This is a genomic window from Candidatus Zixiibacteriota bacterium, from assembly GCA_040752595.1.
Taxonomy (GTDB): domain Bacteria; phylum Zixibacteria; class MSB-5A5; order WJJR01; family WJJR01; genus JACQFV01.
Window position 1 is genome coordinate 1 of sequence record JBFMGX010000006.1, and the last position, 13,229, is coordinate 13,229.

Below are 13,229 nucleotides of genomic sequence, written 5' to 3' on the forward strand. Positions count from 1 at the left end.
CGATCATGGCCTATCTCAACGAAACCAACGACCATCCCAAACCGTTCGTCTGGACCAAAACCGCTGATGAAATCATCCAATCCATCGGACGCTTTTGTATAGAAACTTCTAACTCAGGACACTAGCACTCCGTCCGGAGGGATCACGCGCGCAGTTGCAGAACTACCCCAATCCCTTTAACTCGGGCACCACCATTGGATTCGTTTTGTCCCGATACGAACGTGTGTCCCTGGCCGTTTATGACATCTTGGGGCGGCAGGTGGCCCGGATTGTCGAGCGGGAAATGGAGCCAGGCCGGCACCTTCTTTCATGGGACGGCCACGACACGAATGGCGGGGCCGTCAGCAGCGGCGTGTACTTTTGTCGCGTGACCACGGGCCATGGCACGACATCGCGGAAGATGGTGTTGTTGAGGTAAGGACATTGTAAGTGCATGTGGATTGGCATTGCTTGGGGTCACTCGATGGCGGGACAATGGCTTTGGGCGGAGTGCGCTCACCCTGCAATCGACAATGACGTGACGAAACACCACTGGCGGAGTCGTGGTAACATTTTGTGCCACTGTATGTTCGGTCTTTTGATATAAACCACCACTCAAAGATGTGCCAGAGGGGTCAACAGTGGACCGGGGGATTGACGACAGCCGATGAATGCCGGAGGCCGGACTTGAACCGGCACGTCCCTTTAGGGACAAGGGATTTTAAGTCCCTGGCGTCTGCCATTCCGCCACTCCGGCACGAACGCGTAGGGAAGATAAACGCCATGGTCCGGCGCGCTACACCGGAATCACTGTCAGGAGAACTCGGTTTGAGGAAGGGCAAGAGGCGGGTTCCGGAATCGAACCGGAGTATAGAGGTTTTGCAGACCTCTGCCTTACCGCTTGGCTAACCCGCCGAAATCTGCTGTGAGCGATCGTGTTGGGAGTGTCCGTCTCCCTCACCCCTTCGCTCCGCTCAGGACAAGCCGATCCGCCTGCGGCGGATCGACCTCTCTCCCTCACTTCGTTCGGGACACTGCCGGAGAGAGAGGTTAATCAGTGAACAAGGGGCTTAAGCCCCTTGCCCGTGCACGCGATGAGACCAGCGACAGTACTCGCGGGGAAAAAAGCGGGAAACGGGATTTGAACCCGCGACATTCACCTTGGCAAGGTGACGCTCTAGCCAACTGAGCTATTCCCGCATCATCCCACACCCACTATATCGGCAGCGGCGCCCCCTGTCAATGGCGATTTGCCGGGCATTGACAGCGTCGGTTCGAGACGTTCACGGTCCGGGGGCCAACCAGGGTGCCAGCCGTCTAATCCGATTCCAGGCCACCTCGGCGGCCACCGTGTCGCCCAGTTGGTGCAGGGCTGCACCGCGCACTAGGAGAGCGGAAATGCTCATGGAGTCGATGGCAAGGGCAGAATCGGCATAAGCCAGAGCCACTTCGAGCCGGCCGGCGTCGTAGTGACGCTCGGCGATGAAGGCGTCGGGGACGGAGTAATCGTGAATCCCGAGGGCTTTGAGCTTCTGCATGGCCAAAATGGCGGAATCCGCCTCTTGTCGCCCGGCGATGTAGTTGTAGGCGGCGTTGAGCAACTGCGCCGGCTCGATCGACGGCCAGACCGAATCGCCGCCGGCGTAACCCCCGCGCCGTTTGTGGACCGCCAATGACCGCCCGGGGATCGGGAAGAGAATGGTGTAGTAGTCACGCCGGAATTTCTCATGGAGGATCAGCGCCCGCTCGGCGGGGGCCGACGGCTTGTGTCCGGTGGAGAAGAGGATGTAGTCGGGGTCCTGCGACAACACATAGGTGGCGTTGAAGTTCCGTTCCTTCCAAGAGCTGACGTTCCCGGGGATGGATTCGGGATGGCGCGCCACGGTCGAATCAACCAGGCCGAGCATGTCGATGATGCGATGCCCCGGCAGTTCATAGCCGATCTTGCCGATCGTGGACGCGGCCAGCGTGAAGGGTCGGGGGTCGGTGGCGCGCAACTTGCCGGCGACCGTGGTCATCTTCGTGGTCAGCCCGAGCTCCAACGCCCGTGTCGAGTCGAGAAGGCTGCGCGGCAGGTACCAGCTCAGAAAACACCATCCCGCAAGTCCGAGCGCAGCGATTCCATACCCCCTGGTCTTCTTCGCGATGCGTCCGATGCCCCAGGCGACGGCCCCCAATGACGCAATGACGAAGGGGACGAGCAACGGCACAAAGAATCGATTTGGCCTCAGTACGTCGCCGCCGACGCCGACCACATAGACCGCGAAGACCAACCACAAGAGCGGCACGATGCGCCAACGTCCGCGCAGAATGATCGACGCCGCGACAACAAGGAGAAGACTCACGCCCCATAGGCCATACTGTGAGAGGAAGGCCCACGCATACGCCAACCCACTCTGGAAGTACTCCCAGGCCAGACCGGTCTTCGCATAGAACGGATTGGGTAGGAGGGAGCCGTAGTACAGGAGTTTGAAAAGGGCAAAGGGAGTCAGCAGGAGTACAACGGCGCCGAACAGTCGAGCCGCTGTTCGCGGACCATCACCGATCCACCATTCACCGAGGACCAATACAATCCAGATCAGCATGCCCTCGGGACGTGTCATGGCGGCCAGAGCAAGGGTCGCGATGACCAAAGGTGAACGTCGCAACCAGAGCCAGAGACTCAGCGTGATCCAGAAGCCGAAGAAGGCGGTCTCCAACCCGGAGACCGTCCAGTATGCCAGCGAGCCATTGGCGGCCAACAGCACAGCCCCGAACACCCCGGCCCAGGGGGCGAAGCGTGATCCGGGAGACACCGCGCGCCAGACGGCGCGTCCCAACAGCGCCGACAGCACGATCATGCCGCCCCCGGACAACACCCCCAGGACCTTGGCCGCCAGATCAAGATCCACGCGCAGAAGCCCGGCCAGCACGAGCCAAATCACCCAGAGAAAATTGGTGTACCCTTCGACCCGCTCCCAGGGATTGAACACGAGCCCGTACCCGGCCAGCGCATTGCGGGCGTAGCGATACGAGATGTAGGCATCGTCCTGGGTGAACCAGAGCATCCGGGCTTGCCAGGCAAAGAGAACGAGTGCGACGATGACGCCAACGGCAATGATCAGGTGATCGTGTGTGGACGCCGATGCGGAGGCCCGAATCTTGGGTGGGGAGCCGATCTTGCTGCGTGATCTCGACGGAACCATGGTTCGAAACCATCCGAGGCATGACGCCTCATGGACATGCGATGTCGTTGCCGTGCGGATTCAGCACGACGGCACCGACGTGGAATCAATGCCCTGGCACCCGTGGAGGCAAACGGTTTGCCGGCGGCTCTTGGATTCTGTTCAGAACGTGGCCGAGGCGTAGGCGTGGGCTTGACGCTGAGGGAGCTTCATCCAAGGGATGTCAACATCGTTGAGGGCGGCAAAGAACAGCTCGACGATCTCCGGGTCGAATTGGATGCCGGCAAAGGCGCGAAGTTCTTCCCGCGCCACCTCCAGGGACTGACCGCGACGGTAGGGCCGGTCCGATGTGATCGCGTCAAAAGCATCCACGACCGCCAGGATTCGTCCCTCGATCGGAATCTCGTCGCGGATCATGCCGAAGGGGTACCCGCTGCCATCATAGCGCTCATGGTGGTAGTACACATAGGGGATGGCGGGTTTCAGGAAGGGGACGCCTTCGATGATCTTCACGCCGATCTCAGGATGGGTCTTCATCAATGCGAACTCGTCGGCGGTCAACGGCCCCGGCTTGGAAAGGACGCCGTCGGGGACACCGATCTTGCCGATGTCGTGCAGCGTGCACCCCATCCAGAGTCCGAACAACCGGTCGTTGTCCCAGCCCAGACGGTTGCCGAGCGCGCGCGCCAAAAGCTTGACCCGATCGGTGTGTCCGCGCGTGTATGGGTCGCGGATTTCGATGGCATTGGCCAGTGCCGAGACCGTGTCCAGATAGGCGGCGTGAAGATTCCGGTAGAGACGTGAATTGTCGATGGCGATCGCCGCCTGCGCCGCCGTCATCTCAATGGTCCGCAAGGTGCCGTCACCGCAGGGACCGGCATTGGCGCGGCGCACGATGTTCAGCACGCCGATGGCGCGTCCCTTGACCAGCAACGGCTGGCAAAGACGATCATGGCGCGGCGCACCCTCCGTAAACAGATCACCCTGGCGATCGGTCAACAGCGCCAGTCGCCCGGTCGCCAATACGGTCGACGACACCGCGCTCTCGCCACGGAGGAACTCGAGATAGGGACCGTCGCGGATCACGGCACGATCGCCTTCGAGCCCCTGGAGCTCCATTCTCCCGGTGTCCGGGTCGTACAGGAGAACGGAGACGGCGGCGGCGGAGAATTCGCGCAAGACGGTGCCGAGGATCAGGGAGAGGATCTGATCCAGCTCCAACGAGGAGCCGATCGCGCGCATCATTTCGGAAATGGCCACCTGCTCGCGCAATTGCATGTTCTCGTGGCGCAGACGAGAGTGCTCCAGCGCCCGGTGCACCGTGGCGCTGAGCAACTCCAGCTTGAAGGGCTTGATCAAATAGTCGAAGGTCCCGGTTTGCAGGGCGGAGATCGCCGTCTCCACGGTGGGGTGGCCGGTGATCAGAATCGAGACCGCGTGCGGCTGCAATGCACCGGCGACACGGATCACCTCAAGTCCGGAACCCTCGCGCAGACGCAGATCGACCAGTAGCAGGTCGACCGATTCCCGTTCGAGGACCGCCTCGGCTTCATCCGGCGAGGCGGCCACGCGCACGGTCAAGCCGGGTTCTTCCGCCAGCCAGTCATAGAGCAACTGCCGGATCGACGGCTCATCGTCCACGACGAGAACGGTCGCCGGCGTGCCCCGCAATCCCAGGTCGATACGGTACATCTTGTGGGATTATCGGCGTGCGCTCAGAGGGTGTTCACACGTGGGTGGTGCGCTTTCCACCGGCGAACGTACCGATGTGCAGTCGCTTGCGCAGTTGCAGAATCGGGGCGCGATGGTGCGTCGGCGGCACGAGAGAGTGTCGCAACCGGTTCGGCGCGGCGGGTCAGTGGTCCCCTAGGGGAGCACGAGTCGATGGGGGGAGATTCCCTCACCCGCTCGGACCTGCGGTCCGAGCGACCTCTCCCGGAGGGAGAGGTTAAGACTCGCCCCTCTGGGGAGAGGGTAGGGTGAGCAGTCTTCGGACTTTGCGGACACAGCGTGCAACCAGATCAACCGTCTCGTCCATGTTCTGTGAGAGGTCCTCAGTAGTCTATGCCTTTTTGGGCCAGATCACCCTTCTGATAAGGGTGCTTGATCTCACACATCTCGGTCACGAGATCGGCGCGTTCAAGAATTTCGGCGGGGGCGCCCCGGCCGGTCAGCACGAGATGCACTGTGGCCGGTTTCGCCGCCAGCAGTTGCAGGAGATCATCGGCAGTGAAGAACCCCAACTGGCAGCCGACGAAGATCTCGTCGAGGATGACCAAGTCCCAATTCCCTGAAGTGATCTCCCCTTTGACTTCATCGAGGGCAGCGAGGGCCTTGGCGCGATGCACGTCGCGCGGCAGTTTGTCGTCGACGATGCCGACAAATCCCTCCCCCTTCTGGCGCAGTTCGACGTAAGGGGCCAGGAGTTTCAGGCCGTCCAGTTCACCGTAATGCCACGACCCCTTGATGAACTGCCAGATCAGCGTGCGCAAATTGTACCCGGTCGCGCGCACCGCCATGCCGATGGCGGCGGTGGTCTTCCCCTTGCCGTTGCCGGTATAACAGATCACCAGCCCTTTGCGGATTTTGATCTTCGGTGGGTCGGCTGTCATGGAATCTCACTTTTGTACCCGCCCTGCCGGTGGGGCACTGACACCGTGGGGGAGATTACGTATAATCGGATGTGGCGGCAATGGGATACTCCGGCGTGACATCACGGCACAGGACGCTCTTCTTCCTCGTAACCCTCGCAATTGCGACGCTCTGGGCGGGGCGCTCCGGGGCCGAAAACGCAGTTCGTTTCACCGACACCACGGCGCAGGCCGGCGAGCGGTTCAGTGTCGGCATTGTCATCGCGAACGATGTGATCTTGGGGGGTGCGTTCATCCCGTTCCGATGGTCGTCGGCGGACCTGCGATTCGACAGCGTGATCTTTGTGACGGACCGATTCCACGGCGATGTCGTCGCGAGCAGAACGGCAACGGATCGTACGCATCGCACCAGCGGAATCCTGCTGTCGACGTCACTGGACCCTGGCGAGCAGGCGTGGATTCCCGTGGGCGAGGGACCCGTGGCACGCTTGCACTTCACAGTGTCGCAGGACGCAACCGACCAAATCGCATTCGTGGATTCAGTCCAGGCCCCGTTGGGCTCCGGGCAGTTTGTTCAATTCACGACGTATGATGGGGGTACCTTGCTGTTGCCCGACGTGTACGCGGGCGCGATTACCATTGGCCATCCCGCGGCGGTGACGATGCAGGTCTCCCCGGCGGCGATGTCGTTCCGAGGCGAGGTCGGCGGACTCGATCCGCCGGGGCAACGGCTGTCGATTTCATCCTCGTCACAGGATTTCTTCAGTTGGTCGGCGCAGTGGACAAACTCGTGGTTGAGCGTCCTGCCACCGGAGGGGAAGGCACCCGCACAGCCCCAAGTGACGGTCGATCTGTTCGTCCTGCCGGAGGGGCGCTACGAGGATACGATCGTGCTTGAGTCGCGCCATGCCGTCAACTCGCCGGTGCGCATTCCCATTGTGTTGACGGTTGATACCGCCGGATTTCGTCCGCCTGTCGATCTGGGATTCGCGCTGTTTCAGAACTATCCGAACCCGTTTGTCACCTACCACGATCCGGAAACCGAGATCCGCTACTACCTGAAAGAGGCGAAGTCGGTGCAGATACGCATCTACAACGCCGTGGGGCAATTGGTGCGGGTGCTGTTGTCCGGACATGTCGCTGCCGGAGAGCGGTCGCTGATTTGGGACGGACGGGACGAGAGCGGGGTCGTCGTGCCCTCGGGGCGATATTTCTGTCGGATGACGACGTCGACAGGGGCGATCACCAGGCCGATGATCGTGATCAAGTGATCGGCTTGCGGCCGCGGAAACCGGTATCCAAGTGATGCCAGTGGGAGACGGACTCCTCGCCGCTGCGCCAGCAGAGAAAGATCTCTTCTCCGTCGCGAATGTGCGGGAAGTCGATGATCCCCGCCTCGGGATCTTGGACGATCACGCCGTTCTGCTCCAACTCATGCAGGAGCCGTCCGATGGTCTCGGACTGGATGACCAGCTCGGAGCCGTTGGGGTCGCCGCCGTTTCCGGGTGCGGCACGATGGACGAGCGCAAGATCGCCCTGTCGTTCCGCCAACTGGGCGCGCAAGGCGGCGATCTGTTCGAAGATCGCACGTATTTGCGGGAGCATGGCGTTCGCTTCCGCCAGCGTGAAGTGCTTCGCGAATTGGGCCAAGACTCCTCCCCTTGATCAATCCCGGCCGCTCACCATTCCCCGGCCGGATTCCATGATATGGAGGTTCATGTTGCCCCGTCGTCGGGGAAGACCTTCCCCGGATTGAGGATGCCGTCGGGGTCGAAAGCCGCCTTGAGACGACGCATCAGTGCAAGCTCCGCGGGAGCGACCGCGATCGGCATGTAACGCTTCTGGGTCCAACCGATGCCGTGTTCGCCGGAAATCGCTCCGCCCATCGCGACCACGCGCTCGAACAATTCTGTGATCGCTCCCGGCAGACGATCATTCCATTCGGCGTCGGACAAATCGCGTTTAAGGATGTTGACGTGGAGATTGCCGTCGCCGGCGTGGCCATAAGTGATCGCCGAAAGCCGGTGGCGGGTGCAGATGTCGCGGACGACCCGCACCAGTTCAGGGAGACGGGCACGGGGGACAACGGTGTCTTCCTCTTTGTAGATCGACACCGACTTGACCGCCTCGCCGATCCCGCGACGCATCTGCCACAGATCATCCATCCGGGTCCGGTCATCGGCGAGCAACACATCGCGTGCGCCTTCACCAAGACAGATCTCCCCTACTGTCTCGGCCTCTTTCTCCAGAAGCGCGCGGTCATTGCCATCGAGTTCGAGCATGAGATGCGCATCGGCGTCGGATTGCGGGAATGACTTGCTGAATTTGGCCTCAGCGCAACGGACGGCCGCACCTTCCAGGTATTCGGCGACCGAAGGAGTCAGCCGCGCCAGGAATACCTTGGTCAATGCCCGTGCCGCCGCTTCGCCATCATCGAACGGCGCCACAAGCATGATCCGCTCCCGGGGTAAAGGGATCAGCTTCAGCGTGGTTTCGGTGATCACCGCCAGTGTCCCCTCGGAGCCGATCAGCAACTGCGCCAGATTGTATCCGGTGACATTTTTGAACAGCTTCCCGCCCCAGCGGATCAGATCGCCGTTGGGGAGGACCGCCTCGACGCCGAGGACATAGTCCTTCGTCACGCCATATTTCAGCGCGCGCGGTCCGCCGGCACACTCGGCCAGATTCCCGCCGAGCAGGCACGACCCGCGGCTGGCCGGATCGGGCGGATAGAACAGACCCTGCGCCTCGACCGCTTCCTGCAGGACCTGCGTGATCACACCCGGCTGCACGACGGCGACAAGATTGTCGGTGTCGATTTCGAGGATGCGGTTCATCCGGTCCAATGACAGACAAACACCACCACGCACTGGAAGTGCCCCGCCGGACAAACCAGTTCCTCCGCCGCGCGGCGTGACCGGGATGCGTCGCGACGAACAATGGCGCATGATCGCCTGCACCTGTTCGGTTGTCTGTGGTCTTACTGCCACCTCGGGCGGGAAGCACAGGTCTTCCGTCTCATCGGCGCCGTAAGTGTCAAGGTCAGTCTTGTCGGTGAGGACGAAGTCCGCGCCGCAGATGGCACGGAGGATGGCGAGGTCCTGCGGCAGAATGTGGTTCATCGGAGAGTGCCGGGAAGTCGCGATCGGTTGATCAAGCTGTTTAATCCAGAAACGCCTCGGCAGGAGCCTCGCCCTCCCGAAGACGCTGGTAGTGGTTGATCGAGTCCATAGGCATCGGATCTACTCTGCCGCTCGGGCGCGATATGTCATCGTCGTCAACTCCATGGGAGGGAAGGAACCGAGCGACCGCGCCGCCGCTGCCACCACGGCAAAGGGTGAATCATAGCGGATGCGAATCGACCACGCGCTCCAGGAACCGTCGAAGGAAATCACCCACTGGCCATCCTGCCAGCGCATCCTCCCGGTGACTTCCGGATAACGACTTTCGGACCAACGCAATGCGAAGGTCGAATCGCCGGGTTCGGCAACGACAGTTCCCCGGCCGCGTGAGACGACCACGGTATCGTCATTGTTGACCAAGACGCGGCGAATCGATACGGACCGGCCGGTGCTGTCGGGTGTCATGGTCAGTGTGTCGGCGTAGTTCACCATGAAATAGCGCCCATTGCCGACCCAACGCGCCGCACCGACCGAGCTGAAGTAACGGATCGGGTCGAAACGGAAGAGGCCCATGGAGTCTTGGGTCTGCCCGGCAAGGGGAATCATCGCGAGGAACACGAGGCAGAGGCCGGCGAGTGTTCTTCGTAGGGTGCGTGCTCCGCACGCACCGACAGGGGGCTCAAAGCCCCCTGTCCATGACGCGTCATGGTGAGTGCGGAGCACCCACCCTATTGCTCTGTGTGTCCTGCAGAGACTCATTCGCTACTCACCGATGATCTGTACGCGCACGCTCCGCGAGCGCGGGCGGTTGTCGAATTCGAGAAAGACAATTTGTTGCCAAGTGCCCAAGACGGGCCTGCCATCGGCAACGGCGGTCGTGAACGACGTGCCGACCAGCGCGGAGCGCAGATGTGCATACCCGTTGCCGTCTCCCCAAGTGGCATCGTGCGCATACGCCCGCTGTGAGGGCACCAGTCTTTCCAGGAGTGCCGGCAGGTCCTGCCGAAGACCGGGCTCATTCTCGATGGTCGTGACGGCGGCGGTCGATCCGATGGCGCAGACGCTGACGATCCCGTCCCGCAGACCGCTGTGGCTGATGGCCTGGCTCACGCGCTCAGTCAGATCGATGATGTCGCCGTCACCGGTGGTGCGGAAGGAAATCGTCTCCGATCGCACCATCACGTACCGGCCTGAGCTTGTGTCTTGGCGGGTTCGGCAACGCCCTGAGCGGTCACGAGAAGACGTTTGATCTTGCGCGTCGAGGTCTTTTCGAGGGGTTCCCGGCGCAATTCCCATTCGACGACACGCTTGTACGGTGCCAAACGCTCACAGGCGTTGCGGACGGCCGCCGCGATCAACTCACGGAGAAGCGCCTCATCGGTGAGCGCCTCGGGCCGTGTCGTCTCAAACCACTCGCGGTCAGGAACGATGACGGCGGCGACGGCCTCGCCGATCCTGCCCGGTCGGGACCGGCCGTACACAACCGATTCCAAGATCCCGGGCTGGTCGCCCAAGACCGCCTCGAGTTCCTCCGGGTAGATGTTCTTCCCCGCGCCGGAGATGATGACATTCTTGCTGCGACCGACGATGCGCAGGCGCCCATCGCGGTCGAGAGTCCCCAAGTCGCCGGTCAACAACCAGCCATCGCGGATGACGGTCGCCGTTTCGGCGGGCCGCCGCCAGTACCCCTTCATGATCATCGGGCCCTTGACCAGAATCTCTCCGACGCCGTCAGGACGGGGGTCGCGAATCGTCACTTGCACCATGGGCAGTGGCGGACCGACTGTGTCGTAACGATGCCGTCCCGGGATGTCAACCGCCACGGCCGGTGCCGCTTCTGACAGGCCATATCCCTGCACGAGAGGCAGCCCAACGGTGTCGAAGAATTCGGCGACGTCGGGAGGAAGTGCCGCCGCACCCGATGTCAGCAGGCGCAGGGAGCCGATCCCGGCGCGCTGTCGTACACCACGGAACAACCACCGTCCCGCCCCACGCCATCCCGCCCTCCGGAAGGCCCGGGACAGCGCCATGCATAGAGCGAAGGTGAGGCGCTGGGACCGCGGCGCCTCGGACACGCGGTGCCTGATGCCCTTGGCGATCTTCTCAAACAGCAGGGGAACGCCGATCATCTCGGTCGCGCCGGTGGCCTTCAGGTCAGCCAGAATCTCCCCCGACTTCAAGCCGCGCGCGAAGGCCACCTGCGCTCCCTGGGACAGCGGGTAGAGAAATCCCATCGTGCACTCAAAGGCGTGGTGGATCGGCAGGATCGAAAGGAGCTTGTCGCGGGAGGTGAGGAGCCCGCGTTCGGCCACGGCGGCGATATCCGCGACGATGTTCGCATGCGACAGCATTACGCCCTTGGTGGTGCCGCTGGTTCCCGATGTGAACAGGATCGACGCGATGGCCTCAGGATCAATGGTCGGGGCCGGGGGCAGCGCCGCTGTCGGCTCGACGAACTCGGGCCAGATCTGCGAGAGGCGCACTATCGGCAGACTCGTGCCGCGGCCGGTCAGTATCGGTGTCGCGCCGGCGGTGATCAGAAGCGAAGGATCGGCTTCCTCAAGGATGGCCCGCGCCTCGCCCGGGGTCAGAAGCGGATCGACAGGTATCGCGGTGGCACCGGACCAGAGCACGCCGAGATAGGCCACACCCCATGAGAATCGGTCTGGGACCCAGATTCCGACTCGGCGATCCGGACCCGCCCCGTAGGTCCGCAATCGTTGGGACAACTGCACCGCCGCGCCGACCAGCGCCCCGTAGGACACGGACGTAAGGGCGCCATCACGCCAGCGCCAGAGGGCCGGACGAGCCGGCCAACGCAGGGTGCTTGTGAGGATCAGTTCGGGAATCGTAGTGGGTGCTGATGCGGTTGTCACAGGACGCTCCCGGGATCGGCATAAGATTATACGCCGGTTTCCCGGGTCCGTCAAAGGATATGCACAATGCCGGAGTCGGCACCGCTAGATGCGCGGCCGGAGCGTTTCGACGCGCCGCTTGACCTTGTCCTCGATATTCAGGATTTGGGCGCGGTCGTGGTACGACACGACGTCGAACCGGGTCAACTGTTTCATTTCGGTCAGCACGGCGGAGATGCTGACGACGGCATCCTCGACCATGCGCATGGAGTCCGCCAACCGCCCGTCGGGATCGGCGAGGACGCCGCGCGCGATCGCCATCTGCACCAGCTCGGCGTGCCCCATGATGGAGGTCGAGGCGTTGTTGATGTAGTGCGAGAAGGTGGCGCACACCGCCTCGAGGATCTCACTGGTCAGTTCGTCGCGCGACGTGCCGGCGGATTCCAGCAGGAGCGCCTCGGTCTCCTGGTGCAACTCGTACAGACGTTGGTTGGCCCGTGCGAGGATCTCGGTCGGCGAGCCGACCTCGATGTCGAGGTGAGACGCAATGGCGGTGAGATTCTCCGAGACCCAGCGGTCGACCAGGGACAGGTCGAGCGGGCGCAGACCGAGAGTGCTGACGATGCGGTGTTTCTCCTCGACCATGGCGCGGGTCAATGTGGCGCGCGGCCAGATCCCCTGGTGGGCGACCCGGTCCGACAGCGCCACCAGCAGCGTCAAACGGTCCGCGTTGGGACCGCTGACCTGCAGGGGGTACTCATGGTGACGCGCCACCGCGTCAATCAACGGCTGCGGGAGCCCCCAATCGCGGAACAATGCCGCCCCGGCCTCCGCATGATCGATTCCAAAGAACTCGCCTTCGGCCTCGCACCATCCCTTGGCTGCATCGGCGCCGGCGAGGAATTGCCGGTATTCTTCGGGACAGGCGCGCGCCATGACCAACAGGCCGATATCATGGAGCAACCCGGCGACAAAGGCCTCCTCTTGGGGCTGATAGCCGATTCGTCCTGCCAACAGTTGAGAAATGCCGGCGGTTTCCAGCGAGTACTGCCAGAATTGATTGAAATCGAACGGCGGATTCTCGTTTCGATCGGCAAACAGATCGTAGACTGCTGTTGACAATACCAGAGACTTGACGGCGCGAAAGCCGAGCAGAACCACGGCTTGATGCACCGTGTTGACCCGTCCTTGCTGACCGTACATCACGGAGTTGGCCATACGGAGGAGCCGGGCGGTGATCGGCGCATCGCGCAGAATGATCCGACTGAGGTCATGCGCGGATGTCTGCGGCGAGTCGGTCACCCGGAGCACTTCAACCAGAGTCTGAGGGAGTGTGTACAACTCCCTGACTCCCAATATCTTGCTTCGCATGGGCTGGGTGGTCATCGCCGTACCGACTGGACGCTATGCCTGCCGTTTTCGGCAGCGGCACAGGCAGGCAGCATCTAAGCTCTATATCGGCCGACGAACTGAAATCTCGAATCAGATTCTCGCCACGGGATATCCAAGTATGCCTTG

At 62.3% G+C, this 13,229-nt stretch carries 12 protein-coding genes and 3 tRNA genes; 3 read left to right on the forward strand and 12 right to left on the reverse strand.

The features are described 5' to 3' along the window. Together AB1792_03070 and AB1792_03075 are read left to right on the forward strand one after the other, a co-directional pair. Positions 1 to 125: IS630 family transposase (locus AB1792_03070; protein ID MEW5701194.1), on the forward strand; the 125-nt coding region annotated here is incomplete at its 5' end. Positions 126 to 154: 29 nt separating this feature from the next. Further along, positions 155 to 418 carry a T9SS type A sorting domain-containing protein gene (locus tag AB1792_03075; protein MEW5701195.1) on the forward strand — a complete coding sequence of 88 codons (264 nt, stop codon included), beginning with the start codon at positions 155 to 157 and terminating at the stop codon, positions 416 to 418. 233 nt (positions 419 to 651) lie between these two features. Here AB1792_03075 and AB1792_03080 read toward each other — a convergent pair. The 6 genes from AB1792_03080 to cobO form a co-directional block, all read right to left on the reverse strand. Beyond that, positions 652 to 736 (reverse strand) — tRNA-Leu (locus AB1792_03080). An 86-nt stretch (positions 737 to 822) separates the two neighbouring features. Then, positions 823 to 894: transfer RNA gene (locus tag AB1792_03085), tRNA-Cys, on the reverse strand. A gap of 211 nt (positions 895 to 1,105) precedes the next feature. Then, positions 1,106 to 1,179, reverse strand: a tRNA-Gly gene (locus AB1792_03090). An 83-nt stretch (positions 1,180 to 1,262) separates the two neighbouring features. Further along, on the reverse strand, positions 1,263 to 3,164 hold the full coding sequence (locus AB1792_03095; protein ID MEW5701196.1) for a hypothetical protein: 1,902 nt from the start codon (positions 3,162 to 3,164) through the stop codon (positions 1,263 to 1,265). A 141-nt stretch (positions 3,165 to 3,305) separates the two neighbouring features. Beyond that, positions 3,306 to 4,835 (reverse strand): HD domain-containing phosphohydrolase, encoded by a 1,530-nt coding sequence (locus tag AB1792_03100; GenBank protein ID MEW5701197.1) that lies wholly within the window; start codon positions 4,833 to 4,835, stop codon positions 3,306 to 3,308. A 362-nt stretch (positions 4,836 to 5,197) separates the two neighbouring features. After that, on the reverse strand, positions 5,198 to 5,755 hold the full coding sequence (gene cobO / locus AB1792_03105) for a cob(I)yrinic acid a,c-diamide adenosyltransferase (protein ID MEW5701198.1): 558 nt from the start codon (positions 5,753 to 5,755) through the stop codon (positions 5,198 to 5,200). Between the two features lie 95 nt (positions 5,756 to 5,850). Between cobO and AB1792_03110 the strand changes: the two genes are divergently transcribed. Further along, positions 5,851 to 7,005 (forward strand): FlgD immunoglobulin-like domain containing protein, encoded by a 1,155-nt coding sequence (locus AB1792_03110; protein ID MEW5701199.1) that lies wholly within the window; start codon positions 5,851 to 5,853, stop codon positions 7,003 to 7,005. Here AB1792_03110 and AB1792_03115 read toward each other — a convergent pair. The 6 genes from AB1792_03115 to AB1792_03140 all read right to left on the reverse strand — a co-directional run bounded on the left by AB1792_03115 (position 6,998) and on the right by AB1792_03140 (position 13,082). Continuing rightward, a complete protein-coding gene (locus AB1792_03115) occupies positions 6,998 to 7,384 on the reverse strand; it encodes a DUF2203 domain-containing protein (GenBank protein MEW5701200.1) in 387 nt (128 codons plus the stop codon). The two genes, AB1792_03110 and AB1792_03115, sit on opposite strands and share 8 nt — an antisense overlap. Positions 7,385 to 7,449: 65 nt before the next feature. After that, positions 7,450 to 8,856, reverse strand: a complete 1,407-nt coding sequence (locus AB1792_03120; GenBank protein ID MEW5701201.1) for an FAD-linked oxidase C-terminal domain-containing protein — start codon at positions 8,854 to 8,856, stop codon at positions 7,450 to 7,452. A gap of 120 nt (positions 8,857 to 8,976) precedes the next feature. Further along, positions 8,977 to 9,429, reverse strand: a complete 453-nt coding sequence (locus tag AB1792_03125) for a hypothetical protein (GenBank protein ID MEW5701202.1) — start codon at positions 9,427 to 9,429, stop codon at positions 8,977 to 8,979. Positions 9,430 to 9,618: 189 nt separating this feature from the next. Continuing rightward, on the reverse strand, positions 9,619 to 10,035 hold the full coding sequence (locus AB1792_03130) for a secondary thiamine-phosphate synthase enzyme YjbQ (GenBank protein MEW5701203.1): 417 nt from the start codon (positions 10,033 to 10,035) through the stop codon (positions 9,619 to 9,621). Then, entirely contained in the window at positions 10,035 to 11,732 is a 1,698-nt protein-coding gene (locus AB1792_03135) for an AMP-binding protein (protein ID MEW5701204.1), read from the reverse strand. The genes AB1792_03130 and AB1792_03135 overlap by 1 nt, the downstream gene beginning before the upstream one ends. A gap of 84 nt (positions 11,733 to 11,816) precedes the next feature. Then, positions 11,817 to 13,082: an HDOD domain-containing protein gene (locus tag AB1792_03140; GenBank protein MEW5701205.1), complete on the reverse strand. Its 1,266-nt coding sequence runs from the start codon at positions 13,080 to 13,082 to the stop codon at positions 11,817 to 11,819. Between the last annotated feature and the right edge of the window lie 147 nt (positions 13,083 to 13,229).